Source organism: Defluviimonas sp. D31, assembly GCF_033436765.1.
Classification (GTDB): Bacteria; Pseudomonadota; Alphaproteobacteria; order Rhodobacterales; family Rhodobacteraceae; genus Albidovulum.
Genome location: NZ_JAWQFN010000007.1, coordinates 99606 through 125001, shown reverse-complemented (window position 1 = coordinate 125001; position 25396 = coordinate 99606). Strand labels below are relative to the sequence as shown.

Genomic DNA, 25396 nt, shown 5'->3' with positions numbered 1-25396 from the left:
GGCGGGTTGGAACCCACCTTACTTCAGCTTTGAGTTACCGTATGCTCTGGCTCGCCGCGCTCTCGGGGAGTTCCTCGTCGAAGCAGCGCTGGTAGAACTCGGCCACGGTCTGGCGTTCGAGCTCGTCGCACTTGTTGAGGAAGGTGAGCCGGAAGCCGTAGCCGGTGTTGCGGAAGATCTCGGCGTTCTGGGCCCAGTTGATCACCGTCCGGGGGCTCATCACCGTCGAGAGGTCGCCGTTCATGAAGGCGGTGCGGGTGAGGTCGGCGACGGTGACCATCTGGGAGATCGTCTTGCGGCCCTTCTCGGTGTTGTAATGCGGGTTCTTGGCCAGAACGATGGCGCTTTCGGCGTCGTGCGAAAGGTAGTTCAGCGTCGCCACCATCGACCAGCGGTCCATCTGCGCCTGGTTGATCTGCTGGACGCCGTGGTAGAGCCCGGTCGTGTCGCCGAGGCCCACGGTGTTCGAGGTCGCGAAGAGGCGGAACGAGGGGTGCGGCGTGATGATCTCGTTCTGGTCGAGGAGCGTCAGCTTGCCGTCATGCTCCAGCACGCGCTGGATCACGAACATCACGTCGGCGCGGCCGGCATCGTATTCGTCGAAGACGATGGCGACGGGGTTCCGAAGCGCCCAGGGCAGGATGCCCTCGTGGAACTCGGTCACCTGCTTGCCGTCGCGGAGCTTGATCGCGTCCTTGCCGATGAGGTCGATCCGGCTGATGTGGCTGTCAAGGTTGACCCGTACGCAGGGCCAGTTCAGATGCGCGGCGACCTGCTCGATATGGGTCGACTTGCCGGTGCCGTGATAGCCCTGGATCATGACGCGGCGGTTGTAGGCGAAGCCGGCGAGGATCGCGAGCGTGGTGTCGGGGTCGAACTTGTAGGTCGGGTCGATCTCCGGCACGCGGTCGGTCTTCTCGGGAAAGCCCTTGACCTTCATCTCGGTGTCGATGCCGAAGACCTCCCGGACGGAGATTTCCTCGGTGGGTTTCGCTATCGTGTCGAGCATCTTGTCCGCCATGTCCTGACCGCGCGTCGGCCCCCGGACGCGCCACGGCGCTTTGATGGAGCATAACGTCCGGGCGCGCAAGAGCGGCGGCGAAATCCGGGCGTCCGATTGCGACATCACGCGATTGCGACCGGGTTTCGCGCAGGTTTTACCCGGCGGCCGCGCGATCCGGGGCATGATCGGCTCTGACGATAGGGATGACGCAGGGAGACTTGGGATGCCGACACGCAGGGGAATGCTCGCGCTCGGCGCGGCGGGGCTGGCGTTCTGGGCCGGCGCCGGGCGGATCACGGCGGCCGAGGGCTTCGAGATCACGCGCAGCGAGGCGGAGTGGAGGAAGCTCCTGACCCCGGCGCAGTACCGGGTGCTGCGCGAGGAGGCGACCGAGCGGGCCTATACAAGCCCGCTGAACGACGAGAAGCGCGCGGGCACCTATTACTGCGCGGGCTGCGACCTGCCGCTCTATTCCTCGGAAACGAAATACGACAGCGGCACCGGCTGGCCCTCGTTCTGGGAGCCCTTGCCGGACGCGGTCGGCACGAAGCCGGACTGGGGGCTCCTCGGGCGGCGGACCGAGGTCCATTGCCGCCGCTGCGGCGGCCATCTCGGCCATGTCTTCGACGACGGGCCGAAACCGACCGGCAAGCGTTATTGCATGAACGGGCTGGCGCTGGTGTTCAGGGCGGCGTGACCGGGCGCCGGCGAGGCGCGACGGGCGCTCCTCGGGCAACCGGCCGGCTCCGATCCTGTCCCGTGCGGAACAGCGCCGGGATCTGTCACGCCTTTCCGGTCCGTCAAGCGTCAGCCCGGGTGGCGCCCGGTCTTGAGCCAGGCCGCGCAGTCGGGGCCGAGTTCCAGAAGCGCCCGGGCCTCGTAGCGCGCGCTTTCCGCCTCGCTCAGGACCGACTGCCAGCGCCCGTTCGCGCCCCTGTTGATGAAGGTCGGCGCGCCGCCCTCCCAGAAGGCGCCGCCGAGCGGCACGACCGTAGGCGCATGGGCCTTCATGTAGTCGAAACTGCAATGGTCGAGGATGGCATCCCATTTCGCGGGATCGACCGCGATCCCGAGGAAGTCCGCAATCTTGCGGATTTCGCCCGGCATGTCGGCCTTCAGCGCCTCGAAATGCGTGAAATGTACGTTCGGCAGGTGGCGCACCGCCCACCAGGTCCGGATGTTGTCCCAGTAGGGCCAGAAGGGATGACCGTCCCGCTGCATCCAGTCGGCGAAGTAGGCGCGGATCGACGCCGGGGGGCGCCCGATCGCGGGGCCGACGCGGCCCGGCGTCTCGTTCAGCACCTCGTACCAGAAGTCGTTGGCGGTGGCGTGGTGGTTGTACATGCTCCACGCGACGTCGCGCCCGTCGCGGCCGATATAGATGTACCGGGCGCTCGGCGAGAAGACGAGCGCATCGACCGGCAGATGGGTCTTGACGAAGCGCCGGTGGGTCTGCGCCTCGAGCGCGGCGAGCTTCTCTTCCCGCGCGGGCACACGGAGGTCGAGCCAGGGCGACATGGCGGCCACGTCGAGCCCCTCGGTGCCCTGGAAGATCAGCTGGCAGACGATCTGCTGCGTCCAGGTCGTGCCGGACTTGGCATAGGTCGAGATGACGATGTCGTCGTCGCGGAAACGGAAGTCGTTCCAGATCGTCGAATCCGTGTGGTGGTTGTGCATTTACCGTGTCTTCACGGGGTAATAGGGGAAGTGGTAAGTCACGGTGTTTCCTCTCTCGGGGCGATGGCGCGGGCCGCGCCGGGTAGTGGATTTGTGCCGGACCTGTGCAGAATCGGGAATTCGGGATAATGATGAACCGTTCTGCATTTCCGCAGTGGCTGGCATGTTCGACTGGAACGACGTCCGCCTGTTTCTCGCCGTAGCCGAGGCCGGATCGACCCGTGCCGCCGCGGCAGCACTTCGGCTCAACCAGACCACGGTCAGTCGGCGGATGGATGTTCTGGAGCACCCTTTGGGGCTCGCGCTGTTCGAGCGGACGCCGCAGGGCTTCCGCCTGACCGAGGCGGGACGGCTGCTCGCGGCGGCGGCGGAGCCGATGCAGAGCCAGGCCGAGGATCTCGCGCGGCTCGCGAGGGGATTGAAGCGGACGCTTGCGGGGCAGATCCGCGTCACCGCGCCCGAGGTCGTCTTCAACCACCTCGTCGCGCCGATCGTCGCCGAGTTCCGGCGCGACCATCCCGACGTGAAGATCGAATACGACAGTTCGGAAAACGTGCTCGATCTTCTGCGCGGTGAGGCGGATGTCGCCGTCCGCGCATCGGACGGCGGGATCGACGAACGGCTCTGGGGCTTCGGGGTCGCCGATGTCGGCTGGATCGCCTATTGCAGCCACGACTACGCCGCCCGCAATGGCGTTCCCGCTTCGGCAGCGGATCTTGGAAACCACGCCGTCGTGGCCGTCGGCGGGCGGGTCGCGGAACGGTGGGGCTCGCTGTGGTTCATGGCCCATGCCGATCCCGCGCGGGTTTCCGGGGTCTCGAACACGATCATGAACCTCACGGGCGTCCTGCGCGCGGGCGTCGGGGTTGGAGCCTTGCCCTGCTTTCACGGCGACGGCGAGCGCGACCTTCAGCGATGCTTCGCGCCGCCGCCCGAGATGGTCAGCCATCTCTGGCTGATCACGACGACGGAGAAGCGCCGCGTGCCCCGCGTCGCGGCCTTCATGACGATGGCGGCCGGGCGGCTCAGGGCGCGGCGGCGCGCGTTGCGCGGCTGAGGGCGCTCAGTCCTTGAAGTTGCGGCTGTCCTTGATCTGGTCCCAGGCCCAGACGACCTCCTGCAGCCGATCCTCGTCCGAGCGGTCACCGCCGTTCATGTCGGGATGCAGGTCCTTGACGAGGCTCTTGTACTGCTTGCGGATCTCGACCTTGGTCCAGCTGTCCTTCGCCTCGAGGATCTCGAGCGCCTTGCGTTCGGTCGGCGGCAGCTTGCGGCCCACCGCGGCGCGACCGGGGTTCTGGGTGGCATTGGCGCCGAGGATCTCCATCGGATCCTCGATGCCGAGCCGTGCCCAGGCACGGTCCTCGGTGCCCTTCTTGGCGAAGGGCTTGGTCTCGCGGCCCCAGACCCGGTCCTTGTCGAGGAATTTCTGGAACTCGTCTTCGGTCGTGCCCTGGAAGAAGTTCCACTTCAGGTTGTACTCGCGGATGTGCTCCTTGCAGAACCAGAAGTACTCGTCGAGCTGGTCGGGCGACTTCGGCGCACGGTACTGGCCGGTTTCGGTGCAGCCGGCATGTTCGCATTCGCGGCTCGACGTCTCGAAGGCGCCGGACATGCCGCGACGGCCCTTGGTGCGCTTCTTCTTGTCTGAAGCGGCAGAGATATCGAAACCGAAAGGGTCGGGTCTGGTCATGGTGTCTTCGTCTATTGCCTTTCCGACTCGGGGTGCCAATTTTAGGGCATTTCGCGGCGCATTGAAGGGGGCAGGTGAAAAAATGGCGGTGAGGGCGGAAATCCACGCGCGGCTCGAGGCGGCCTTCGCGCCGGAGCGGCTGGAGGTCATCGACGAGAGCGAGTCCCATCGCGGCCACGGCGGCTGGCGCGAGGGCGGCGAGACCCATTTCCGCGTGGTGATCCGCGCGCCGGCCTTCGCGGAGATGGGAAGGGTCGCGCGGCACCGGGCGGTCCATGCCGCGATCGGGCCCGAACTTGTCGGCCGGATCCACGCGCTGGCGATCGACGTCGCGGGTTAGACCGCCCTCACCGAAAGGCGCGGCGCCGGGGCCGGACGGCCCCCCTCCCCCACGAGGGGGGAGGGAAGCGCAAGGGTCCGGCGGGGGCGGTTCAGCCGAAGGCGAGGACGGCGAAGACCACCGCGAGCGTCGAGGCGCCGAGCATCAGCGGCGAGAGCAGGCGGGCGAGGGCGGCGACCTCGGGGCCGGGCCTCAGCGCCCGGACCTGCAGCGTCAGCATCGCCCCGGTCAGGACGACAGCCGCGGCGATCTTGAGCCAGAAGAAGAGCCCGAGCGTCAGGCCGTCGGCTTCGGCGCGGGTGGCGAGCGCGATCCCGGTGGCCCAGAGCACGAGGACCGCGAGGAAACCCGCGCGGCTGATCCGGAGCGCGATCCGTCCGCCGAGCGCGGGGTCGGCCTTGGCAGCGGTCCAGCGCACGATCAGCGTGGCGACGCCGCCGCCGAGCCCGACCGAGAGCGCAAGCAGGTGGACGATCTTCAGGATCGCGATCATGGGCGCCTCCAGCATCTGTGGAGCGCGAGTATCGCCGTGAAATGGCGCGGACACAATCGCCAGAGGGGCGTCAGTCGCGATTGGCGTCGCTGCCCGGCACACGCGCCTCGCCCTCGTGGCGCAGACGCGGCGCCCGGCCGGTGGGGGCATCGACCGCGAGAAGCCGGCGCGGCGCCTCCTCGGCTTGCTTTTCGCCGCGCGGGCGGCGGAAGACGAGGACCGAGTGGTAGACCGTGGTGCGGCGGGTGATGCCGGCGCGTTCCTCCGACGGCAGCGTGTCGGCGCGGACATATTCCCAGCCGTCGCGGGCGAGGTCGTTCATCAGCTGCGCCAGCGCATGGGCGAAGCGGTCGCCCGGCGTCTTGAGCCCCGGCGCCTTCTCACCCCGGTTGGGGGCGGGGACGACCTTGTATTCGAAAGTCTGCATCTGGGCCTCTTCGCACCTCGGGCGGGACCTGCGCCACTTAGCCGAAGCGAGGCATTTCGGCAAGGGTGACGGCGAGGCAGGCTTCGGGTGGTCGGCGGAAATCCTCGCAGGAAAGTCCGGTAACCGTTTGAAAAAAATCGCTTTTGCGCCGTCGGTGGTGGGTCATTCCGGGTGCCCGGTTCGGTCTCGGACCACGCGGCAGCGCATCAGGTGAAAAGCCTTGGCGAGCCCGGCCTTGTGAAGCGCGGCGCCGAGGTTCGGGCTGACGAAGAAGCCGGTATCCACCAGCTCGTCGCCCCAGATATCGGCACCTTCGAGCGCGTTCGGAGTGACCGCGATGTCATCGTCCTTTGCCCAGAGTTCGGGGCTGAACCCATGCTGGGGATGGCCGTGGATATTCCGGCTCTCCTCGATACTCAGCGCGTTCTTCTTCGCGCCGAAATTCAGCGCCCAGAACTGCCCCGGCACCGGCGTCACCCCGTCGCGCCGCACCAGTTCCAGCGGATAGAGCCCGCCACCGCCCAGATCATGGGCGCGCAGCACCGCCGCAGCCTTTTCCGTCACGCAGAGAAAGCCGTTGATCTTGAATAGATTGGGCAATCGTTTGATCTTGTGGCCCACTTGCTCGATGGCCTTCTGCGGCAGAAGGTCGGGGGCCAGATGCCCCCCTCCCCGATGGGCCATTGCATTGTCCTCACGCACTGCTGCCGGAACGACCCGGTCTTCCATCGTGAACTTGGAACTGATCTGCGATTTCTGCGGCGCCACGCTCAGCCAGACTGTCTCGGTCATCGTCACTCTCCCGGTGCCGGATCCGCTGTCCGGTTCCCGGTCTGTGACCGAAGGAGCGGGCGAAAGTGTGGCGCGCGGGCCGGAAATCCGGCCCGGATTGACGGGGAGTGTCGCCGGGATGCGGGGGCTGGCTCGGGCTCAGAGCCCGAGCTTTTTCGCCACCAGCTCGTTGACCGTGGCCGGGTTGGCCTTGCCGCCGGTGGCCTTCAGGACCTGGCCGACGAACCAGCCGGCGAGCTTCGGGTTGGCCCGGGCCTTTTCCACCTGCGCGGGGTTGGCGGCGATCACCTCGTCCACCGCGGCCTCGATGGCGCCGGTGTCGGTGACCTGCTTCATGCCGTGCTTGGCCGCGACCTCGGCCGGGTCTCCGCCCTCGGTCCAGAGGATCTCGAAGAGGTCCTTGGCCATCTTGCCGGAGATCTCGCCCTTGGCCATGAGGTCGAGCACACCGCCGAGCTGGGCGGCCGAGATCGGGCTCTCGGCGATCGCGTGGCCTTCCTTGTTGAGGCGGCCGAAAAGCTCGTTGATGACCCAGTTCGCGGCCTGCTTGCCGTCGCGGCCCTTGGCCACCGCCTCGAAGAAGGCGGCGTTCTCGACTTCCGCCGTCAGCACGTTGGCGTCGTATTCGGTCATGCCGTAGTCAGTCACGAACCGTGCCTTCTTGGCGTCGGGAAGCTCGGGCATCGACTTTGCGATACCGTCGACCCAGTCCTGCTCGATCTCCAGGGGTAGCAGATCGGGGCAGGGGAAGTAGCGGTAGTCATGCGCCTCTTCCTTCGAGCGCATCGAGCGCGTCTCGCCCTTGTCGGGATCGTAGAGCCGGGTTTCCTGCACCACCTTGCCGCCGTCCTCGATGATCGCGATCTGGCGGCGCGCTTCGAATTCAATGGCTTGCTGGATGAACCTCATGGAGTTCATGTTCTTGATCTCGCAGCGCGTGCCGAGATGCGAGAAGTCCTGCGTCGCCTGATATTTCTCGTAATCGCCCGGCCGGCAGACCGAGACGTTGACGTCGGCGCGGAGGTTGCCGTTCTGCATGTTGCCATCGCAGGTGCCGAGGTAGCGCAGGATCTGGCGGAGCTTGACGACGTAGGCCGCCGCCTCCTCCGGCCCCCGGATGTCGGGGCGCGAGACGATCTCCATGAGTGCCACGCCGGTGCGGTTGAGGTCGACGAAGGACATGGTGGGATCGAGGTCGTGGATCGACTTGCCGGCATCCTGTTCGAGGTGGATGCGCTCGATCCGGACGCGGCGGGCGATGCCCGGACCCATGTCGACGATCACCTCGCCCTCGCCGACGATCGGGTGGTAGAGCTGCGAAATCTGGTAGCCCTGCGGCAGGTCGGGGTAGAAGTAGTTCTTGCGGTCGAAGGCGGAACGCAGGTTGATCGCGGCCTTGAGGCCAAGGCCGGTCTTGACCGCCTGGGCGACGCAGAACTCGTTGATGACGGGCAGCATGCCGGGCATGGCGGCGTCGACGAAGGCGACGTTGGAATTGGGCTCGGCGCCGAATTCGGTCGAGGCGCCGGAGAAGAGCTTGGCCTTCGAGGAGACCTGGGCGTGGACTTCGAGGCCGATCACCAGCTCCCAGTCCTCCTTGGCGCCGGAAATCACCTTGGGTTTCGGGGTCTCAAAGGTCAGGTCGAGCATGGGCTTGGTCCTTCGGCTGTCCGGCCCGCTTTCTAAGGTAGCGTGCGGGGGGCGACAAGGGTTCCCGTGCCTGCGCTCATGCGAGGAGCGCGTCCCGCCGCGTCGCCCATAGACTCTGGCGCCTGGCGACCGGGGCGGGGCCGAGCGCGAGGGCGAGGGCGATATGGTGCATCGGGGCTCCTTTCGGCGTCCCAGCCATAGCCGATGCGGCCGTCACGCCGGGGTCACGATGCGGCGAGCGTCCGGTCCGGGCGGCCCCGCCGGGTCGATTCGAGGCGAGAGATTCGGAAGGGGCGGCGCGGGCCGCGACGGCGGAATGTGGCGGCCGCCCCGGCATGAAAGGCAAAAGCATCCACAGCCAGGGCGGCGGCGCGGCGCATGGGCAAGGGCAGACGCGGGCGGCGCAGGGCGGCGCGGAAAGTCCAAGCAGGACTGGCTCGGATGCATCCTGACGGCGTCCGGCCCCGGAGCGGGGCCGCAGCCGAAGCGGGGGAATTCAGGCGGTTATCCGCCGATGCTCATGCGCGTTGGTTGCGCGAGGACGGGTTTTGAAGAAACTGCCCGGCGCCGGCACGAGGGTCCGGTGCAACATGGCTGCCGATCCGATGGCATCGTTCCCGCCCCTGGCCCGCCCGCTGGCCTTCGTTCTCGCCCTGCTTCCGGCTGCCTGCGTGGAGTCCGGCGGCACGGTCGATCAGGCCGCGTTCCTCCCGGCGATGCGCTGGGACCACCGGCCGGAGGCAGCGGAATGGACCGCGGCGACGCTCGAGGCGCTGAGGGCGGAGGGGGCGGTTCTGGCCTCGACGGTGCCGGCCGACATCGAGACCTTCTGCCCGAACTACGTCGAGGCGACGATGCCCGAGCGGCGGGCGTTCTGGGCGGGTCTCTTCTCGGCGCTGGCCAAGCATGAGAGCACCTGGAATCCCAAGGCCAAGGGCGGCGGCGGCCAGTGGATCGGCCTGATGCAGATCGCGCCGCAGACCGCGCGGGCCTATGACTGCGACGCGGCCGATACGGCCGGGCTGACCGATGGCGGCGCGAACCTCGCCTGCGCGGTCAAGATCGCGGCGCGACAGGTCGGGCGCGACGGGGCCATCGTCTCGGACGGCACCGGCGGCTGGCGCGGCGTGGCGCGCGACTGGGCGCCGATGCGCTCGGCCGCGAAACGCGCCGACATGGCGCAGTGGACCAGCCAGCAGAGCTATTGCGGGAATACCGACGCCTGAGGCGGCGCGCTTCGGTCAGCAGGCCTGCGTCGGAACGCCGCGGCGCATGAATTCGCGGATCAGCCGCTTCGGATCGAGATCCTCGACGCCCGAAAGCGTGATCGCGCGGCCGCCGCGCAGCGTCAGGGTGCAGACCGTGCGGCCCTCGGGATTGCGCGCGATCGTGACGCCGATGAGATCGGTGAGCGCGGCGCTCTCGGTGCCCTTCTCGGTGAACCAGTCGATCCGGGTCTGGCCGAGCCGGAATCCGGTGGCCGGGTTGAGGATCAACCGGCGCAGGACCAGCGCAAGATAGACTACCGCGAGACCAAGGGTCAGCGCGCCGAGATCGTACTTCACGGCCGCATAGGCCGCGGCCATGCCGACGCCGAGCGCAAGATAGGTCCGGGGGCGCCGCCCCTGGCTGCGTTTCATGAAGGAATCGCTTGGCAACGTCAGACTCCACCCACCACAAACCAAGCATATCACAGCGGAGGCGCGCGATGCATGGCGGCATTCCCGACCTTTTGCGACATTCCGCGACGTATACAGTGTTATTTTTCGGTCGGGATTGGTGTCGGAAGCGTCACCAATCGGAACCGGGTCGGCGCGCGGCATGGGCGATTCGCGGCTCAGCGCCCGCCGTTGATGTCGAGGACCGTTCCGGTGACGCAGGAGGCCTCGTCCGAGGAGAGCCAGACGATGGCCTTGGCGATCTCGTCCGGCCGGCCGGGGCGGTCCACCTGGACCGTCTCGGCGGGGGTGCCGGTCCCGACCGTTCCGGGGCGGATCGAGACGACGCGGATGCCCTCGGCCGCGACCTCTTCGGCGAGGCCCTTCGTCAGGATGTCGAGCCCGGCCTTGGCCGAGGCGTAGTCGACATATCGCCCGGCCGCGCCGAGCCGGGCGGCGACCGAGGAGACGTTGACGATGACGCCGCCCTCGCCGCCGTGCCGGGTCGACATGCGCCGCGCGGCGAGGCCCGCGAGGAGGAAGGGCGCGGTGAGGTTGACGGCGAACATGCGGGTGAGCCGCGCGGGCGTGATCTCCTCGACGCGGGCGGCGGCATCGGTGATGCCGGCATTGTTGACGAGGGCGTCAAGGCGCGGGAAGGCCGCGCCGCAGGCCGCCATCAGCCCCTGCGGCGCCATCGGTTCGGAGAGATCGGCCTGCAGCACTTCGGCCCGGCCGCCGGCCTCAGCCACGGCGCGGGCGGTGGCTTCGGCCCCGGCGCGGTTCCGGTGGTAGTGGACCGCGATGTCCCAGCCGGCCTTCGCCATCAGCCGGGCGGTTTCCTGCCCGACCCCGTCCGCGGCGCCGGTGACCAGCGCGGCCCTACGCATCGGCACCGAGGATCCGGGTCACCATCTCGCGGGTGTCGCGCGACAGGCTCGGGTGGTGGAGGATGCGGGTAAGCTCGGTCCGGATCAGAGCCTTGCGGTCGGCGTCGTAGCGGGCCCAGGTCTCGAAGGCGGTGGACATGCGGGCGGTGGTCTGGGGGTTGACCGGGTCGAGCTTCAGAAGCCAGTCGGCGTAGAAGCGGTAAGCCGCGCCCGAGGCATCGTGGAAGCCCGCATGGTTGGCCGAAAGCGCCCCCATCAGCGCGCGGAAGCGGTTGGGGTTCTTCCAGTCGAAATCGGGATGCTGGGAGAGCCGCTCGGCGGTCGCGGCGGTCTTGTCCGGGGCGGAATGGAGGAGCTGGATCATGAACCACTTGTCGATCACGAGGCGGTTGCCGTTCCAGCGGTCGTAGAAGGCGTTCAACGCCGCCTCACCGCGCCCGGCCTCGATCAGGCAGGCGAGCGCGCCGGCGGTCTCGGTCATGTTGCCGGCATCGGCGTAAAGCGCCGCCGCGCGGTCGCCGCCGTCGATCCGGTTCAGGAGTCCGAGGCAAGCGAGCCGGAGCGCCCGGCGGCCGGCCGAGGCGGCGTCGGGCGAGAAGGCGCCCGGCGTCGCCATCGACGCGTAGGTGCCGGCGAGCGGGGTTTCGAGCCGCCGGGCGATGGCGGTGGCGAGGCGCTTGCGTTCGCCGTGGATGCGGGCGGGATCGGGCACCCGTCCGGCATCGTGGAGCGTCTGGGCGAGGTCGTCCTCGGACGGGAGCCGCAGGCAGAGCGCGCGGAAGGCGGGGTCGAGCGTCTCGTCGCCGAGAAGCCGGCCGAGCCCGTCGATGAAGCCGCCGTCTGGCTCGGCCCCGCCGGCGATCATCGTGAGCAGCACGTCCTTGGCGAGCGCGCGGCCCGCCTCCCACCGGTTGAAGGGATCGGTGTCATGGGCGAGGAGGAAGGCGCGCTCGGCCGGCTCCACCGTGCGGTCGAGCACCACGGGGGCGGAGAAGCCGCGCAGGAGCGAGGGGACGGGCCGGGCGGCGAGCCCCTCGAAGCGGAAGCTCTGGGTGGCCTCGGTCATCTCGAGCACGGTCGTGGGCACGACCTCGTCGCCATTGGGGTTGAGAAGGCCGACCGCGATCGGGATCACGCGCGGCGCCTTCACGTCCTGTCCGGGCGTGGGCTGGATCTTCTGGGCGAAGGTGAGCGTGTAGGTTCCGTCCAGCCAGTCCTCCGTGACCGCGAGGCGCGGGGTGCCGGCATCGGTGTACCAGCGCTTGAACTGCGTCAGATCCCGTCCGGTCGCGTCCTCGAACACCTTGAGCCAGTCTTCGATCGTGGCGGCATCGCCGTCGTGGCGGTCGAAATAGAGGTCAAGCGCCTTGCGGTAGCCGTCCTCGCCGACGAGACGCTTGAGCATGCCGATGACCTCGGCCCCCTTCTCGTAGACGGTTGCGGTGTAGAAATTGTTGATCTCGAAATAGCTGTCGGGGCGGACCGGGTGGGCCAATGGGCCCATGTCCTCGCGGAACTGGCGGGCGCGCAAGGTCAGCACGTCGTCGATCCGCTTCACCGGCGCGGAGCGCATCTCGGAGGTGAACTGCTGGTCGCGGAAGACCGTCAGCCCCTCCTTCAGGCAGAGCTGGAACCAGTCGCGGCAGGTGATGCGGTTGCCGGTCCAGTTGTGGAAGTACTCGTGGGCGATCACCCCCTCGATACGTTCGAAATCTGCATCTGTGGCGGTCTCAGGGCTCGCCAGAACGAGTTTTGAGTTGAAAATGTTCAACCCCTTGTTCTCCATCGCGCCCATGTTGAAGTCGTCGACGGCGACGATGTTGAAGACGTCGAGGTCGTATTCGCGCCCGTAAGCCTCCTCGTCCCACTTCATCGAGCGGATCAGGCTGTCCATCGCGTAGGGGCAGCGGTCCTGGTCGCCGTCGCGGACCCAGATCGCGAGATCGACCTTGCGGCCGGACATCGTGGTGAAGCTGTCGCGCACCGCGGCGAGGTCACCCGCGACGAGGGCGAAAAGATAGGCGGGCTTCGGCCAGGGGTCGGTCCATTCGGCCCAGCCCTCGCCCTCGGCGGTCGGGTTGCCGTTCGACAGCAGCACCGGCATGTCCGACTCGATCCGCACCCTGAAGGGCGCCATCACGTCGGGCCGGTCGGGGTAGAAGGTGATCTTGCGGAAGCCCTCGGCCTCGCACTGGGTGCAGTACCTGCCGCCCGACATGTAGAGACCTTCGAGCGCGGTGTTGCCCCTGGGGTCGATCTCGACCTCGGCCTCCCAGGTGAAGGGGCCCTGGGGCAGCGCGGAGGCGGGAACCGTGAGGCCCGCGCCGTCGATCGTGGGCGAGAGCGGGCGGCCGTCGACCGCGGCCGAGATCAGCGTCAGCATCTCGCCGTCGAGGCGCATGTCGTGGCGGCCGGGGCGCTCGGGGTTGGGCGCGAAGCCGATCTTCGCGATGACGCGCGTCGCCGCGGGCGCGAGGCGGAAGGTCAGCTCGACCCCGGTCACGGTGAAGGGGTAGGGCTGGTAGTCGGCAAGCAGCGTCGGCTGCGGCGCGGCGTCTTTCATGGGGCACTCCGGCAGGACTTTGCGCGGACGTTAGGCCTTCCCTTCGGGCGCCGCAACCGGTGCCCGGCTTGCCCCGACGTAGGCCGCGAGCTTGCCGAGCGTCTCCTGGCCAAGCTCCACCGCGCCGAAGCCCTTCGCCGCGTCATATTCCGCCGCCGTCGCGAAGATCATCGTCAGCGTGACCCGGGTGCGGCCGCCGTGATCCTCGAACCTGACCGAGGCGTCGGCGTGCTTGGGACCGTTCTCGCCCCAGTGCAAGGTGTAGTCGATCCGGGCGCGGGGGACGTGGCGGGTGTAGCGGTGGTGGTTGGGATAGACGGTGCCGTCCGGCCCGATCATGTCGAAGACCCATTCGCCGCCCTCGCGGAGGTCGATGCGCGCGGTGCGGCAGGAATAGCCGTTCGGCCCCCACCATTGCGGCAGCGCCGCGGGATCGGTCCAGGCGGCCCAGACCGTGTCGAGGGGCGCCGCGATGTCGCGTTCGAAGACCATCATGCGCCCGGACAGCCGTATCAGGTTGTCAAGGCCGGCGCCGAAGCCCTGCCGGTAGCCGGTCTCCATGTCCTCGGCCGCCGAGGAGAGCTGAACCGTCACCCGAAGGCGGCTTCCGTCGGCCTCGGGCGCGATTTCCGCCGTGACGAGCGCGGTCGAGAGGGTGTGCCCGCCGGATTGCAGGACCTCGTAGTTGACGCTGTGGCGCGGCGGCGCGAGCAGGAGCCAGCCGACCTCGCAGCGGATGTCGGGCTGCCCTTTCGCACGGCAGAGGGATATCTCGCGGCCTCCGACGCGGGTGTCGGCCTGAAGGAAGTCGACGGTCACCTCCGCGCTCGGGGCGGCCCAGAGGGCGCGCATGGAGGGGTCGGTCCAGGCCTGCCATAGCGTGGCTGGCGGCGCGGCCACCTTGCGTTCGAACGCAAGGGTCGAAAAGCTGGCCGGGGCGGTCATGTCATCAGCCCCCGCGCGTAGGCCTCGAGCTGGTCGGCGACGGTGCCCCAGCCCTCGTGGAAGCCCATTGCCCGGTGCGCCTCGGCCTTCTCGGCCGAGCGGTGGCGACCGATGGCGGTGTAGGTCGTGCGGCCTTCGCCGGCGTCCTCGAAAAGGACGATGGCGGTCATGAAAGGGTCGGGCGCGGGCTTCCAGCCTTCGGTGTAGCCATCCGTGAAGACGAGCTTCTCATTCTCGATCACCTCCAGATAGACGCCGTTGTTCCGCATCTCCTGCCCGTCGACCTCGAAGGTCGTCTCGAAGGCGCCGCCGGCGCGCGGATCGAGGCGGCAATGGGTGACGCGATGCGGGCGTGGCACGAAGAAATGCGGAAGGTGCCGCTCCAAGGTCCAGCATTCGAAGAGAAGCGCGCGCGGGGCGGCAAGCGTCCGGGTCAGGACGAGGTCGAGATCGGGATCGAGGTCAAGGGTCATCGCGCTTTTCCTGCATGAGGGTCTGGACATAGGCATCGAGGCGGTCGAGCCGGCCTTCCCAGAGCGCGCGCTGCTCTTCGAGCCAGGAGCGCACCGGCGTGAAGGCGCCGGGGACGAGGGTCACGGTGCGGCTGCGGCCGTCCTTCGCGGTCGTGACGAGGCCCGAGTTTTCGAGCTTGCGGACATGGCCGAGGAACGAGGGCAGCGCCATGTCGAACGGGGCGGCAAGCTCGGTCACTGTTGCGGGGCCGCGCGCCAGCCGTTCGAGGATCGCGCGGCGGGTCGGATCGCCGAGCGCCTGGAAGAGAAGGTCGAGCTGGCCCAGGGAGAGGTTCATCTGCATCTCTATACTTAGTAAGATGCCTAAGTATCCCGGGCCCGCGAGTCGCGCAACGAAAACTCAAGAGTGTCCGCAAATCGTGCCCGTCCGCTTTGCGGACTAAGCTGTCGTTCACTAATGTGAAGTTAATGGCGGGTTTTCTCAGAGGAACCGAATTTTGGAAATTCTTGCAACGAGCTCAAGCTAACCTGCCTCGGAACGCATGCTCGCGAAGTATTGTGATCAGTGGTCGATCTGCGACGTGATCTCAGTTCTTTCACTCCGGATCATGACCGACATTGCGCAGCAGGAGCCATGCGATACCGGCGAAGGCGAATTCGAGCACCATGTAGAGGGTCAGAAGAGGTTGCGGCCACCCGTCAACGACGAGGCTCAGAAGGCGGCCCAAAGCCAGGCCGGCCATGAAGATCAGGAGGCTCCAGAGTGCCGGAATACGAAGATCCGCGCGAAATGCGCCTGTGATCCAAAAGCCGACCAGCGCGAGATAAAGCCCCATCACCGCGCGAAAGATGTGGCGGGTGTTGACACCATCGGCATCGATACCAAACAGCCAAGGCAGGCTGGCGCCCGGAGCGAAGCCATAGGACAGCGCGATGGGGGTAAGGCCTGCTGCGGTTACAAGCAGGAATGCAGATTGCAGCTTGTTTCTCTCAACCATATCAATTCTCCAGCGCGTCAGCGAAAGTCTTCTGAATTCGCCGATTGATAACCCGCGCCGGCAGGGATTTGCGGACATCATGGCGCTCGGCGAGAGCCAGAAGATCGTTCATGATCACGCGCACCCTGCCATCCTTGTCCTGTAGGACCAGAACCTTCTGGCAGAACGCATCGAGCCCGAGGCTGGGCGCATTCGCCATGGCCCGACCGCCCGGTCCTGGCCCGCCATAAAGCAGCAGCTGTGCAGATCCTATCGCGACTCCGGCAGCTCTGGCGCGTTCGTCGAAATCGACCTCGCCGAACCAAACGGTGTCGTCCTGTGCGGACACAACCTCGCGCAGACGCCGCAGTGTTTCGTCGAAGCCGTGAGGGCTTTCAAGCGTGATCAGCCCGTCCCCGTCCAACCCCTCTGCGGCCAGCACGGTAACATCCCCAGGCGCGATGCCGGCGAGCGCGGTATCGATCCGGGCCTTGTAGCGGTCCCTGAGTTCCTGTGGCAAAGTCACCCCATAGCGGTGTTCAAGGTAGGCAGCGTCGCTATACAGCAGCTTGCTTTCGCCCCCGGACTCAACCTCGTAGGCCAGGATACGCAAGGGCAGGTCCAACCCCATCCTAGGGTCGATCGCCATCAGCGCGGCATCGAGTTCCGGATCGGAAAAGATCAAGACGCGCGAGGGAGGCATCTCCTCGCCCGCCTCGGCCGCAAGGCGCGAATGGTCGATTTCGGCGATGATGTCCAGGCTCTGCGCGGCGGCGACATTCGACATCACCTGGCCGAACAACGCGTCTGAGGGAGCGTGGTTCTGTTCGGAGCGGGCAGGCCCGGCGGCCATGCTGACCGCCACTGCAAGACACGGAATGACGAGATGGAGAGGTCTCATTGCGACAAGCCGCCTTCCTGGTTGATCTGGGCTTCCACCTCGGCGGCATTCGCCGGTGCCGTCCCGCGCGGCGGGAATGCCTGGAAAGACTGAAGATGCTGGCGTACCACGGCATTGGCCGGTCCAAAGGCCCACATCTTGTCGCCCATCCAGCGGATGAACATGCCGGATTCGTCCATCGCCTTTTCATAGGGGTCGCGGCGCAGGTTGGTCAGCAGAGGCGCGTTCAGCTTTTCCTTCGCCCCCGCCCAGCCGTGGTTCTGGACCACGAAATGCGCCTTCCAGTCGCCATACCGGATGGCCTGCAAGTCTGTCCGTTCATAATAGAAGACCTCCTTGCGCCGGCTTTCGCCGGCCCCGGTCAGGAAGCTCAGCTGGTTGTATCCGTCCAGATGCACCTTGTAGCCCTGATAGCCTTCGCGCAGGCGCTCTGGCAGGTCTTCGGGGCCGCCGGCGGCCGCAACCAGTGTCGGCAGCCAGTCGAGGGAGTCGAAGATGCCGTTCTTCACCTGAGCCGCAGGAACCTGACCAGGCCAACGGATGATCGCAGGCACCCGGAATCCGCCCTCCCAGGTCGTGCCCTTTTCACCCCGGAACGGGGTTGTGCCGCCATCGGGCCAGGTCAGCGTTTCCGGGCCGTTGTCGGAGGTGAAGACGACAATCGTGTTCTCTGCCACGCCAAGGGTTTCCAGCCGGTCCAGAACCTTGCCGACATTGTCGTCGTGTTCCTTCATGATCACGTCCTGCAACCCGCGCCCGTTGCCCAGCATGGCCTCGTATTCGGAGCTCAAATGTGTCCAGACATGGGCGCGCGCGGGGGCCATCCAGACAAAGAACGGCTCTTTGTCCTCTACCGCGCGCTCGATGAAGTCGATCGTATGCGCGGTCACTTCGTTCTCGACCGTCCGCTGGCGTTCGCGTGGCAGGGGGCCGTCATCCTCGATCTTCTGAAACCCCACCTTGCCCCAGCGCGGATGGATGGTTTGATCCTCGGTCTCGGTCGCCCAGGCGTGCACCACGTTACGCGGGCCGAACCGGTTGTCGAACTCTTCGCCGCCCGGCCAGTCGGGATCTTCAGAGTATTCCATGGCGTTCAGGTGATAGAGCCAACCCCAGAACTCGTCGAAGCCCCGGTTGGTCGGCAGGAATTCGTTGCGATCGCCAAGGTGGTTCTTGCCGAACTGCCCGGTTCGGTACCCGAGATCCCGCAGCAGTCCGGCGAGCGTGGGGTCATCGGGTGACAGGCCCACCGGATCACCCGGCAGCCCGACCGTATGCATGCCGGTTCTGATCGGCAGTTGCCCGGTGATGAAGGCCGACCTTCCGGCCGTACAAGACGGCTGCGCGTAATAATCGGTCATCCGGACGCCTTCCTGCGCCAGTTGATCCAGGTTCGGGGTCTGAATGCTCTTGATGCCCTGATGATAGCTGCTCAGGCTAGCCCAGCCCACGTCGTCGGCCATGATGAACAGGATGTTGGGCCTGCCCGTGTCTGCCAGCGCCGGAGAAACCGCTGCGATCAGCGCTCCTGAAAAAGTTGCGGCGATGAGCGTGGCAAGTCTGCGTATCTCAAGCATTTTCTGTCTCTCGTTGGGTTCGGCAGCGCAAGTGTACCGCATTCGGACCCAATACTTAGACGCCCCGGTTCACGGAGCGATAGGGGATGCAAAAACTTGCAGAAATCGGTATCTTGATTGTGAGTTGTGCAACCAAGAGACCGGCGTGATGCTCAACCACAAAGCCCTGTCGGCAGTGATCACCCTCATGGAATGCGAGAGTTTCCAGGAGGCTGCAACCATTTTGAAAATGTCTCCGGCCGCATTCTCACGTCACATAAAGGCAGCCGAAGACTATGCGGGATTTCGGCTTTTCATGCGCGGGCGTACCGCCGTTCGCCCAACGGGTCCGGGTGAGGTGTTCATTCGGCACGCGCAGAACCTGCACCGGGCGATCGCGCGCTTTGATCAGGCAACGCACCAGATTCAGCAGGGAGCACAGGGCGGCCTGCTGAGGGTTGCCTGCGGTCCCCTGACAACGCTGACTCTGATCGCACCGGCCCTGCGCGAGGCGTCCCGCCGGTTCCCGAGCCTTCGTTTCAGGGTGCATGTGCGGGCAACGTTTGAGCCGATGCTTGCCCTGAAGCGCGGAGAGATCGACCTCTTCGTGGGAGACCTGACGCATACGCCCCTGATCGACGGCATTGAAGTTCGGGTGGTCGAGAAAAGGTCGGTCATCTTCGTTGCCGCGCCCGGCCACCCGCTACTGCGCGGCGGACCCTATGGCCTGCCGGAAATCCTGCGTTTCCCGCTCCTGTCACCATTCTTGCACCGCCACTGGCGCAACACGGTCACCAAAGCGCTGGGAGATGACGAGACTGCGAAACGCCTGGTGGAGCGTATCCCGGCGGTCGAATGCGACGACTACGCTTTGTTGCTCGATCTGATCGATGACAGCACCTATGTCTGCGGCGGCATGCGTGAAAACTTTGCCGAAGGCCTTGCCTCGGGCAAGTTGCACGAGATCAACGTGGCAGGTCAGATCCCGTGGAACATCAGTGTCGTTCGCCAAAATCAAGAGGTGTCCGACGCTCTCGAGGCTGTCTGGGCAAGTTTGGTTGGCAGACATGACCAATGACCCCGGTCGATGGTTCCGCTGAGAGGAGGTTCATCTACCAAGTTTGGAAGAGATCTAGCATTAGGTTGCTCCTAGTCCCGAATCTAATGCGCTGCGGTTTGGTTGCATCACCCGACCTCGCGGTAGCCACCATGGAATTGCAGGGTGGCCATTTCCCTAAATCTTCCATTGTGTCTGTCGAAATGAACTGCAGACATTTAGCTGTTCACAGATGTTAGCCAACTACAGTGAAGCCAAACCAACCGTTGCTGCTTCACGCGGCATTGGTAGAAATTGGGCTCGAAGCGGACCAACACGGTTAGCGGACGCGCCCAAACCTCATGCTTTGGCCAAAGTCTTCTGTCGGGGTCCCGTGGGCCGCCTCGCGCCCGTCGTTTCCGGCTTGACCTTCCCTCTGCGTCGGCAAGGATGCGAGTGCATACTGTCGTATGCGGAAGCGGAGGGGCGGCAATGGCGCGAGTCGATCGGCAGGGGCTTCGGGTGGCGGAGGAGCTGGCCACCTTCATCGAGGGGCGCGCGCTGCCCGGGACCGGCGTCGAGGCGGACGCGTTCTGGGCGGGCTTCGCGGGAATCGTGGCCGAGCTCGGGCCGAAGAACCGCGCGCTTCTCGCGCGGCGCGACGAATTGCAGGCGAAGATCGACGCCTGGCATGTCGAGCGGCGCGGGCAACCCCATGACCACGAGGCCTACAAGGCCTTCCTCGCCGAGATCGGCTATCTCCTGCCCGAGGGGCCGGAGTTCGAGATCGACACCGCCAATACCGACCCCGAGATCGCCACCGTGCCGGGGCCGCAGCTCGTCGTGCCGATCACCAATGCGCGCTATGCGCTCAACGCTGCCAATGCGCGCTGGGGCAGCCTCTACGACTGCCTCTACGGCACCGACGCTATGGGATCGCTGCCGCCGAAGGGCGGTTACGAGCGCGGCCGCGGCGCGCGGGTCGTGGCGCGGGCGCGGGTCTTTCTCGACGAGGCCTTCCCGATCGAAGGCACGAGCCATGCCGACGTGCGGCGCTACCACGTCAAGGAGGGCGTGCTGCTGATCGACGACATGCCCTTGGTGCATCCGGAGAAGTTCGCGGGCTACCGCGGCAATCCGCGCGCGCCGGAGGCGGTGCTTCTGCGCAACAACGGGCTCCATGTGGAGCTGATCTTCGACCGGGCGCATTTCATCGGCGCCCGCGACCAGGCCTGCCTTGCCGATGTAAGGCTCGAGGCGGCGGTCTCGGCGATCATGGATTGCGAGGATTCGGTCGCCTGCGTCGATGCCGAGGACAAGGTGCAGGCCTATGCCAACTGGCTCGGCCTGATGAAGGGAGACCTCGAGGAGACCTTCGAGAAGGGCGGGCGGAAGGTCAGCCGGCGGCTCGAGCCCGACCGGGTCTGGACCGCGCCGGACGGGTCGGAATTCGCGCTGAAGGGCCGGGCGCTGATGCTTGTGCGGAACGTCGGTCACCTGATGACCAATCCGGCGGTGCTCGACGCCGGGGGCGGCGAGGTCTTCGAGGGGCTGATGGACGCGATGGTGACGGTCCTCATTGCGATGCATGACCTGAAGAAGACCGGGGGGATGCGGAATTCGCATCACGGCTCGGTCTATGTCGTGAAGCCGAAGATGCACGGGCCCGAGGAGGTCGCCTTCGCCGACGAGACCTTCACCCGCGTCGAGGCGGCGCTGGGCCTGCCGCAAAACACCGTGAAGATCGGCATCATGGACGAGGAGCGGCGCACCTCGGTCAATCTCAAGGAATGCATCCGCGCGGCGCGCCACCGGGTCTGCTTCATCAACACCGGCTTTCTCGACCGCACCGGGGACGAGATCCACACCTCGATGGAGGCGGGGCCGTTCAGCCGCAAGGACTTCATCAAGCGCAAGGCCTGGATCACCGGCTACGAGGCGCAGAACGTCGATATCGGGCTCGAATGCGGGCTCTCGGGGCGGGCGCAGATCGGCAAGGGCATGTGGGCGATGCCCGACCTGATGGCGGCGATGCTGGAGCAGAAGGTCGACCATCCGAAGGCAGGCGCGAACTGCGCCTGGGTGCCCTCGCCGACGGCGGCGGTGCTCCATGCGCTGCATTACCACAGGGTCGATGTCTTCGGCGTCCAGGCGAAGCTGAAGAAGGGCGGGCGGCGGGCCTATGTCGATACGCTTCTCGACATTCCGCTTGCCGCTTACCGGAAGTGGACGCCGGCGCAGATCATGCGCGAGGTCGAGAACAACGCCCAGGGCATCCTCGGCTATGTCGTGCGCTGGGTCGATCAGGGGGTGGGCTGTTCCAAGGTGCCGGATCTGAACGATGTCGGGCTGATGGAGGATCGCGCGACCTGCCGGATCTCGGCCCAGCACGTGGCGAACTGGCTGCATCACGGGGTGGTGACCAAGGACCAGGTGATGGAGGCTCTGAAGAAGATGGCCGCGGTCGTGGACCGGCAGAATGCCGGCGATCCGGACTACCGGCCGATGGCGCCGGGGTTCCAGGGGATCGCGTTTCAGGCGGCCTGCGATCTCGTGTTCCTCGGCCGCGAGCAGCCCTCGGGCTATACCGAGCCTGTGCTGCACCGGCGGCGGGCCGAGGTGAAGGCGGCGGAGTAGGGGGCGCTGCCCCCGAGGGCCCCGGGGGGTCTCTCCGCCGGGATGTTTTGGCCAAGATGAAAGGGCGTTTCGATGCTGGGACTTGAGGCGGCGCGGGTGATCATCGCCGAGGCGCTGAAGGCGGGGGCGGCGGCGGGAATGAAGCCGCTGTCGGTGGTGGTTCTCGACCAGGGCGGGCATGTGCTGGCCTTCGAGCGGTCGGACGGCGCCTCGCCGGGGCGGTTCGAGATCGCGCGGGCCAAGGCGCATGGCGCGGTGATGCTCGGCATGGGCGGGCGGGCGCAGATGGCGCGGGCCGAGGCGCAGGGCTATTTCATGGCCGCCCTGAGCGGGGTCTTCGAGGGCAGGATCCTGCCGGTGCCGGGCGGCGTGCTGGTGCGCGACGGGTCGGGCGAGGTCGTGGGCGCGGTCGGGGTCACCGGCGACACCTCCGACAATGACGCGATCGCGGCCGAGGCCGGGATCCACGCGGCGGGATTGCAGCCCGAGGCCTGAGGGCTTTCGTGCAGGGAAGCTGTGCATTCCGCGGGGCTTTTTTTCCCGCGGGGCGCGGCCTATTCTGATCGCGGGGGGGGCGGAGGCGGAGAAGGCATGGCACGGCCCATCGTCGGCATCATCGGCAACATGAGCCTGATCAACAACGAGTATCCGGTCCATGCGGGCGGCACGATGAACTCGGCCGCTGTGGCGCAGGTGGCGGGCTGCATGCCGCTGCTGATCCCCTCCGATCCGCGCTTCGTCAGCGTCGAGGAACTGCTCGCGGCCTGTGACGGGTTCCTGCTGACCGGCGGGCGGCCGAACGTCCATCCCGAGGAATACGGCGAGGCGGCGACCGAGGCGCATGGCGATTTCGACCGCTGCCGCGATGCGATCACGCTGCCGCTGGTGCGGGCCTGCGTCGAGCGCGGGCAGCCGTTCCTCGGGGTCTGCAGGGGGTTTCAGGAGGTCAACGTGGCGATGGGCGGCACGCTCTATCCGGAGATCCGCGAGCTGCCGGGGCGGATGAACCACCGGATGCCGCCCGACGGCACGCTGGAGGAGAAATTCGCCCTGCGCCATGTGGTGCGGTTCACCGAGGGAGGCGTCTTCCACCGGCTCCTTGGCGCGGCGGAGGTGATGACAAACACGCTGCACGGCCAGGGCATCAAGGCGGCGGGGCGACGGATCGTGATCGACGGCCGGGCGCCGGATGGCACGCCGGAGGCGATCTATGTCGAGGGCGCGCCGGGCTTCACGCTGTCGGTGCAGTGGCATCCGGAATGGAATGCGGCCGGCGATCCGGTGTCGCGGCCGATCTTCGAGGCCTTCGGCGCGGCGGTGCGCGCCTGGGCCGGGCGCGCCGGGACCGGGGAGCGACTTAAGACCGCATGAGGGGCGCGCAGCGGGGCTTGCCGCCGCCCCCGGGCAGGGCGATAAGCGGGCCGGAGGTGCGAGATGCGGAACCTGATCATCCTGGGCGCGGCGGCCGCCGCCGGGCTCGGCTACTGGGTCTTCACCCGGAGCGCGCCCGAAACGGGGGCGACGGCCGGACAAGCGGCGGTCTTGATGCCGGAACTGGCGGGCGAGCTTGTCGCGGGCCAGCGCGGGTTCGCCGCGAAATGCGCCTCCTGCCACGGCGAGGTTCTGACCGGGGTCGAGGCCAAGGGGCCGCCGCTCCTGCATCCCTATTACGAGCCGGGCCATCATGGCGACGAGGCTTTCGTCCGGGCCGTGCGGCAGGGCGCGCGGGCGCATCACTGGAGCTTCGGGGACATGGACCCGGTCGAGGGGCTGACCGATGCCGATATCGCCGCGATTACCGGCTATGTGCGCGCGGTGCAGAAGGCCAACGGGATATTCTAGGTCGGTCCCGCGCGGCGGGGACCGGTTTTTCGTACAGGGGAGCGCCGGGGGCGCTGCCCCCGGACCCCCGGGATATTTGGGAAAAGAAGAAGATCAGAAGAGGTCGAGGACCGCTTCCGGCGGGCGGCCGAGGGCGGCGCGGCCGTCGTGGAGGACGAGCGGGCGTTCGATGAGCGCCGGGTGTGCGGCCATCGCGGCGATGAGCTCGTCCTCGCCCGTGTCCTTCGTGAGCCCGAGGTCGCGGAAGAGCGCGTCGCCGCTGCGGACGAGGTCGATCGCCGGGCGGCCGAGTGCGGCGAGGGCGGCGCGGATCTCGGCCTCGGAGGGGGCGTCGGCCTGGTAGAGGCGGATCTTCGGGGCGATGCCCCGCGCGTCGAGGAGCGCCAGCGTCTGGCGCGACTTCGAGCAGCGCGGATTGTGCCAGATCTCGGTCACAGCCAGTCCCTCCGTCCGCTGCCGACGGCCTCGGCGAGGGTGGAAAAGCCCTCGGCTGCGAGGCGGGCATCGAGGCCGGACGCGATCTCCGGGACGAGCGAGAGGCCCTTGTAGACCATCGCCGAATAGATCTGCACCGCCGAGGCGCCGGCGCGGATCTTCTGCCAGGCATCCTCGGCAGAGGCGATGCCGCCGACGCCGATGAGCGGCAGCTTCCCGTCCGTGAGGTCGGACAGGCGGGCGAGGACGCGGGTCGATTTCTCGAAGAGGGGTGCGCCGGACAGACCGCCGGTCTCCGCCTGGCGCGGGCTTTTGAGCCCGTCGCGGGAGAGCGTGGTGTTGGTGGCGATCACGCCGTCGATGCCGGAGAGAAGCGCCACCTCGGCGACGTCGGCAAGGTCGGCCTCGGAAAGGTCGGGGGCGATCTTGAGGAAGACCGGGATCTTCCGCGCGAGGCCGTCGCGGGTCGTGATGACGCCGGCGAGGAGTGCGGTGAGCGCCGCCTTGCCCTGCAGGTCGCGCAGTTTCTCGGTGTTCGGCGAGGAGACGTTGACGGTTGCGAAGTCGATATGGGCGCCGCAGGTCGCGAGCACGCGGGCGAAATCGGCGGCGCGGTCGGCGGAGGTCTTGTTGGCGCCGAGATTGAGGCCCACCGGCACCTTGCGGTCGAGCCGGGCGAGCCGCGCCGCGATCGCCGCGGCGCCGTCGTTGTTGAAGCCGAAGCGGTTGATGACGGCGCGGTCCTCGGTCAGGCGGAAGAGCCGGGGCTTGGGGTTGCCGGGCTGCGGCAGCGGCGTCGCGGCGCCAAGCTCGATGAAGCCGAAGCCGGCGCGGGTGAGGGCCGCGGCCGCCTCGGCGTTCTTGTCGTAGCCGGCGGCGAGGCCCACCGGGTTCGGCAGCGCGAGGCCGGCGAGGCGGGTCGCGAGGCGCGGCGAGCTGACCGGGCCGGGGAGCGGCACGAGGCCCGCGGCGAGCGCCTTCAGCGAGAGCCCGTGCGCGGTTTCGGGGTCAAGCCGGTGCAGCGCGCAGAGGCCGGCGCGTTCGATGAGGTTCACAATACCCCCTCGGGGAAGATGTGGCCGGTCGCGCCGAGCGGCAGGGACTTGTCCCAGACCACCTCGTCGAGGCTCAGCGGGCGGTAGAGATGGGGAAAGAGCGCGCCGCCGCGCGAGGCTTCCCATTTCAGCAGGGGCCCGAGCGCCGCGGCCTCGAAGGCCACGAGGACGAGGTCGCTTTCCTCGGCGAAATGTTTCGCCGCGGTCTCGGCCACCTGCGCGGCGGTCGAGAAATGGATGAAGCCGTCGGCGAGGTCGACCGGCGCGCCGGAGGTCTCGCCGGCGGCGCGGAAGGCATCCCATTCGGGGCGTCGGAAGATCTTGAAGACCAGCATGGCGCTCTCATGCCCGCT

Annotated in this window: 28 protein-coding genes; 9 read left to right on the top strand and 19 right to left on the bottom strand. The window is 67.3% G+C overall.

Annotated features, from left to right (window positions below):
* Positions 1-34: 34 nt before the first annotated feature.
* Positions 35-1021 (bottom strand): cobaltochelatase subunit CobS, encoded by a 987-nt coding sequence (cobS, locus tag R5H32_RS13755; RefSeq protein ID WP_318339255.1) that lies wholly within the window; start codon positions 1019-1021, stop codon positions 35-37.
* Positions 1022-1226: 205 nt separating this feature from the next.
* Here cobS and msrB point away from each other — a divergent pair, with 205 nt between their 5' ends.
* Positions 1227-1700, top strand: coding sequence for a peptide-methionine (R)-S-oxide reductase MsrB (msrB, locus tag R5H32_RS13750; protein WP_412099022.1), 474 nt, complete (start codon positions 1227-1229; stop codon positions 1698-1700).
* A 110-nt stretch (positions 1701-1810) separates the two neighbouring features.
* On the opposite strand, the gene R5H32_RS13745 is transcribed toward msrB, so the two are convergent.
* On the bottom strand, positions 1811-2680 hold the full coding sequence (locus tag R5H32_RS13745; protein WP_318339254.1) for a sulfotransferase domain-containing protein: 870 nt from the start codon (positions 2678-2680) through the stop codon (positions 1811-1813).
* 163 nt (positions 2681-2843) lie between these two features.
* On the opposite strand from R5H32_RS13745, the gene R5H32_RS13740 reads away from it, so the two are divergent.
* Positions 2844-3737 (top strand): LysR family transcriptional regulator, encoded by an 894-nt coding sequence (locus R5H32_RS13740; protein WP_318339253.1) that lies wholly within the window; start codon positions 2844-2846, stop codon positions 3735-3737.
* A gap of 6 nt (positions 3738-3743) precedes the next feature.
* On the opposite strand, the gene R5H32_RS13735 is transcribed toward R5H32_RS13740, so the two are convergent.
* Entirely contained in the window at positions 3744-4373 is a 630-nt protein-coding gene (locus R5H32_RS13735; RefSeq protein WP_318339252.1) for a DnaJ domain-containing protein, read from the bottom strand.
* 82 nt (positions 4374-4455) lie between these two features.
* Here R5H32_RS13735 and R5H32_RS13730 point away from each other — a divergent pair, with 82 nt between their 5' ends.
* The gene (locus R5H32_RS13730; protein WP_318339251.1) at positions 4456-4713 is read left to right on the top strand and encodes a BolA family protein; all 258 of its coding nucleotides are present in this window, start codon (positions 4456-4458) and stop codon (positions 4711-4713) included.
* 91 nt (positions 4714-4804) lie between these two features.
* Here R5H32_RS13730 and R5H32_RS13725 read toward each other — a convergent pair whose 3' ends face one another.
* From R5H32_RS13725 to gatB, 4 genes are all read right to left on the bottom strand, one after another.
* The gene (locus R5H32_RS13725; protein ID WP_318339250.1) at positions 4805-5206 is read right to left on the bottom strand and encodes a hypothetical protein; all 402 of its coding nucleotides are present in this window, start codon (positions 5204-5206) and stop codon (positions 4805-4807) included.
* Between the two features lie 70 nt (positions 5207-5276).
* Positions 5277-5633: a DUF4177 domain-containing protein gene (locus R5H32_RS13720; RefSeq protein WP_318339249.1), complete on the bottom strand. Its 357-nt coding sequence runs from the start codon at positions 5631-5633 to the stop codon at positions 5277-5279.
* Between the two features lie 162 nt (positions 5634-5795).
* Positions 5796-6425 (bottom strand): imm11 family protein, encoded by a 630-nt coding sequence (locus tag R5H32_RS13715; RefSeq protein WP_318339248.1) that lies wholly within the window; start codon positions 6423-6425, stop codon positions 5796-5798.
* 138 nt (positions 6426-6563) lie between these two features.
* The gene (gene gatB, locus R5H32_RS13710) at positions 6564-8075 is read right to left on the bottom strand and encodes an Asp-tRNA(Asn)/Glu-tRNA(Gln) amidotransferase subunit GatB (protein ID WP_318339247.1); all 1512 of its coding nucleotides are present in this window, start codon (positions 8073-8075) and stop codon (positions 6564-6566) included.
* 605 nt (positions 8076-8680) lie between these two features.
* Between gatB and R5H32_RS13705 the strand changes: the two genes are divergently transcribed.
* Positions 8681-9301: a transglycosylase SLT domain-containing protein gene (locus tag R5H32_RS13705; protein WP_412099026.1), complete on the top strand. Its 621-nt coding sequence runs from the start codon at positions 8681-8683 to the stop codon at positions 9299-9301.
* Positions 9302-9316: 15 nt separating this feature from the next.
* On the opposite strand, the gene R5H32_RS13700 is transcribed toward R5H32_RS13705, so the two are convergent.
* From R5H32_RS13700 to R5H32_RS13660, 9 genes are all read right to left on the bottom strand, one after another.
* Positions 9317-9715 carry a hypothetical protein gene (locus tag R5H32_RS13700; RefSeq protein ID WP_318339245.1) on the bottom strand — a complete coding sequence of 133 codons (399 nt, stop codon included), beginning with the start codon at positions 9713-9715 and terminating at the stop codon, positions 9317-9319.
* 197 nt (positions 9716-9912) lie between these two features.
* Complete coding sequence (locus R5H32_RS13695) at positions 9913-10623, bottom strand: SDR family NAD(P)-dependent oxidoreductase (protein WP_318339353.1); 711 nt, start codon at positions 10621-10623, stop codon at positions 9913-9915.
* Complete coding sequence (pepN, locus tag R5H32_RS13690; RefSeq protein ID WP_318339244.1) at positions 10616-13186, bottom strand: aminopeptidase N; 2571 nt, start codon at positions 13184-13186, stop codon at positions 10616-10618. Before pepN ends, R5H32_RS13695 begins: the two co-directional genes overlap by 8 nt.
* Positions 13187-13216: 30 nt before the next feature.
* Entirely contained in the window at positions 13217-14131 is a 915-nt protein-coding gene (locus R5H32_RS13685) for an SRPBCC family protein (RefSeq protein ID WP_318339243.1), read from the bottom strand.
* The gene (locus R5H32_RS13680) at positions 14128-14604 is read right to left on the bottom strand and encodes an SRPBCC family protein (RefSeq protein WP_318339242.1); all 477 of its coding nucleotides are present in this window, start codon (positions 14602-14604) and stop codon (positions 14128-14130) included. Before R5H32_RS13680 ends, R5H32_RS13685 begins: the two co-directional genes overlap by 4 nt.
* Positions 14594-14941 (bottom strand): metalloregulator ArsR/SmtB family transcription factor, encoded by a 348-nt coding sequence (locus tag R5H32_RS13675; RefSeq protein ID WP_318339241.1) that lies wholly within the window; start codon positions 14939-14941, stop codon positions 14594-14596. Before R5H32_RS13675 ends, R5H32_RS13680 begins: the two co-directional genes overlap by 11 nt.
* A 259-nt stretch (positions 14942-15200) precedes the next feature.
* A complete protein-coding gene (locus R5H32_RS13670) occupies positions 15201-15602 on the bottom strand; it encodes a DUF4345 domain-containing protein (RefSeq protein ID WP_318339240.1) in 402 nt (133 codons plus the stop codon).
* A 1-nt stretch (position 15603) separates the two neighbouring features.
* Positions 15604-16434 (bottom strand): DUF302 domain-containing protein, encoded by an 831-nt coding sequence (locus tag R5H32_RS13665; protein ID WP_318339239.1) that lies wholly within the window; start codon positions 16432-16434, stop codon positions 15604-15606.
* A gap of 44 nt (positions 16435-16478) precedes the next feature.
* Entirely contained in the window at positions 16479-18059 is a 1581-nt protein-coding gene (locus tag R5H32_RS13660; protein ID WP_318339238.1) for an arylsulfatase, read from the bottom strand.
* Between the two features lie 148 nt (positions 18060-18207).
* Here R5H32_RS13660 and R5H32_RS13655 point away from each other — a divergent pair, with 148 nt between their 5' ends.
* The 5 genes from R5H32_RS13655 (at position 18208) to R5H32_RS13635 (ending at position 23553) form a co-directional block, all read left to right on the top strand.
* On the top strand, positions 18208-19116 hold the full coding sequence (locus R5H32_RS13655; RefSeq protein ID WP_318339237.1) for a LysR family transcriptional regulator: 909 nt from the start codon (positions 18208-18210) through the stop codon (positions 19114-19116).
* A 450-nt stretch (positions 19117-19566) separates the two neighbouring features.
* Positions 19567-21711: a malate synthase G gene (locus R5H32_RS13650; RefSeq protein ID WP_318339236.1), complete on the top strand. Its 2145-nt coding sequence runs from the start codon at positions 19567-19569 to the stop codon at positions 21709-21711.
* 72 nt (positions 21712-21783) lie between these two features.
* Complete coding sequence (locus R5H32_RS13645; RefSeq protein ID WP_318339235.1) at positions 21784-22206, top strand: GlcG/HbpS family heme-binding protein; 423 nt, start codon at positions 21784-21786, stop codon at positions 22204-22206.
* Positions 22207-22302: 96 nt separating this feature from the next.
* Positions 22303-23082, top strand: a complete 780-nt coding sequence (locus tag R5H32_RS13640) for a gamma-glutamyl-gamma-aminobutyrate hydrolase family protein (protein WP_318339234.1) — start codon at positions 22303-22305, stop codon at positions 23080-23082.
* A 63-nt stretch (positions 23083-23145) separates the two neighbouring features.
* The gene (locus R5H32_RS13635; RefSeq protein ID WP_318339233.1) at positions 23146-23553 is read left to right on the top strand and encodes a cytochrome c; all 408 of its coding nucleotides are present in this window, start codon (positions 23146-23148) and stop codon (positions 23551-23553) included.
* A 93-nt stretch (positions 23554-23646) separates the two neighbouring features.
* On the opposite strand, the gene arsC is transcribed toward R5H32_RS13635, so the two are convergent.
* From arsC to R5H32_RS13620, 3 genes are read right to left on the bottom strand one after another with little or no spacing between them, the layout of a single operon-like run.
* A complete protein-coding gene (gene arsC / locus R5H32_RS13630) occupies positions 23647-23994 on the bottom strand; it encodes an arsenate reductase (glutaredoxin) (protein WP_318339352.1) in 348 nt (115 codons plus the stop codon).
* Complete coding sequence (locus tag R5H32_RS13625; protein WP_318339232.1) at positions 23985-25043, bottom strand: quinone-dependent dihydroorotate dehydrogenase; 1059 nt, start codon at positions 25041-25043, stop codon at positions 23985-23987. Before R5H32_RS13625 ends, arsC begins: the two co-directional genes overlap by 10 nt.
* Positions 25040-25378: a DUF952 domain-containing protein gene (locus R5H32_RS13620; protein ID WP_318339231.1), complete on the bottom strand. Its 339-nt coding sequence runs from the start codon at positions 25376-25378 to the stop codon at positions 25040-25042. The genes R5H32_RS13625 and R5H32_RS13620 overlap by 4 nt, the downstream gene beginning before the upstream one ends.
* Between the last annotated feature and the right edge of the window lie 18 nt (positions 25379-25396).

Bases quoted from the DNA above. Each gene is read 5' to 3' on its own strand.
- cobS (WP_318339255.1), bottom strand. From the start codon at position 1,021: ATGGCGGACAAGATGCTCGACACGATAGCGAAACCCACCGAGGAAATC.
- msrB (WP_412099022.1), top strand. From the start codon at position 1,227: ATGCCGACACGCAGGGGAATGCTCGCGCTCGGCGCGGCGGGGCTGGCG.
- R5H32_RS13745 (WP_318339254.1), bottom strand. From the start codon at position 2,680: ATGCACAACCACCACACGGATTCGACGATCTGGAACGACTTCCGTTTC.
- R5H32_RS13740 (WP_318339253.1), top strand. From the start codon at position 2,844: ATGTTCGACTGGAACGACGTCCGCCTGTTTCTCGCCGTAGCCGAGGCC.
- R5H32_RS13735 (WP_318339252.1), bottom strand. From the start codon at position 4,373: ATGACCAGACCCGACCCTTTCGGTTTCGATATCTCTGCCGCTTCAGAC.
- R5H32_RS13730 (WP_318339251.1), top strand. From the start codon at position 4,456: ATGGCGGTGAGGGCGGAAATCCACGCGCGGCTCGAGGCGGCCTTCGCG.
- R5H32_RS13725 (WP_318339250.1), bottom strand. From the start codon at position 5,206: ATGATCGCGATCCTGAAGATCGTCCACCTGCTTGCGCTCTCGGTCGGG.
- R5H32_RS13720 (WP_318339249.1), bottom strand. From the start codon at position 5,633: ATGCAGACTTTCGAATACAAGGTCGTCCCCGCCCCCAACCGGGGTGAG.
- R5H32_RS13715 (WP_318339248.1), bottom strand. From the start codon at position 6,425: ATGACCGAGACAGTCTGGCTGAGCGTGGCGCCGCAGAAATCGCAGATC.
- gatB (WP_318339247.1), bottom strand. From the start codon at position 8,075: ATGCTCGACCTGACCTTTGAGACCCCGAAACCCAAGGTGATTTCCGGC.
- R5H32_RS13705 (WP_412099026.1), top strand. From the start codon at position 8,681: ATGGCATCGTTCCCGCCCCTGGCCCGCCCGCTGGCCTTCGTTCTCGCC.
- R5H32_RS13700 (WP_318339245.1), bottom strand. From the start codon at position 9,715: ATGAAACGCAGCCAGGGGCGGCGCCCCCGGACCTATCTTGCGCTCGGC.
- R5H32_RS13695 (WP_318339353.1), bottom strand. From the start codon at position 10,623: ATGCGTAGGGCCGCGCTGGTCACCGGCGCCGCGGACGGGGTCGGGCAG.
- pepN (WP_318339244.1), bottom strand. From the start codon at position 13,186: ATGAAAGACGCCGCGCCGCAGCCGACGCTGCTTGCCGACTACCAGCCC.
- R5H32_RS13685 (WP_318339243.1), bottom strand. From the start codon at position 14,131: ATGACCGCCCCGGCCAGCTTTTCGACCCTTGCGTTCGAACGCAAGGTG.
- R5H32_RS13680 (WP_318339242.1), bottom strand. From the start codon at position 14,604: ATGACCCTTGACCTCGATCCCGATCTCGACCTCGTCCTGACCCGGACG.
- R5H32_RS13675 (WP_318339241.1), bottom strand. From the start codon at position 14,941: ATGAACCTCTCCCTGGGCCAGCTCGACCTTCTCTTCCAGGCGCTCGGC.
- R5H32_RS13670 (WP_318339240.1), bottom strand. From the start codon at position 15,602: ATGGTTGAGAGAAACAAGCTGCAATCTGCATTCCTGCTTGTAACCGCA.
- R5H32_RS13665 (WP_318339239.1), bottom strand. From the start codon at position 16,434: ATGGCCGCCGGGCCTGCCCGCTCCGAACAGAACCACGCTCCCTCAGAC.
- R5H32_RS13660 (WP_318339238.1), bottom strand. From the start codon at position 18,059: ATGCTTGAGATACGCAGACTTGCCACGCTCATCGCCGCAACTTTTTCA.
- R5H32_RS13655 (WP_318339237.1), top strand. From the start codon at position 18,208: ATGCTCAACCACAAAGCCCTGTCGGCAGTGATCACCCTCATGGAATGC.
- R5H32_RS13650 (WP_318339236.1), top strand. From the start codon at position 19,567: ATGGCGCGAGTCGATCGGCAGGGGCTTCGGGTGGCGGAGGAGCTGGCC.
- R5H32_RS13645 (WP_318339235.1), top strand. From the start codon at position 21,784: ATGCTGGGACTTGAGGCGGCGCGGGTGATCATCGCCGAGGCGCTGAAG.
- R5H32_RS13640 (WP_318339234.1), top strand. From the start codon at position 22,303: ATGGCACGGCCCATCGTCGGCATCATCGGCAACATGAGCCTGATCAAC.
- R5H32_RS13635 (WP_318339233.1), top strand. From the start codon at position 23,146: ATGCGGAACCTGATCATCCTGGGCGCGGCGGCCGCCGCCGGGCTCGGC.
- R5H32_RS13620 (WP_318339231.1), bottom strand. From the start codon at position 25,378: ATGCTGGTCTTCAAGATCTTCCGACGCCCCGAATGGGATGCCTTCCGC.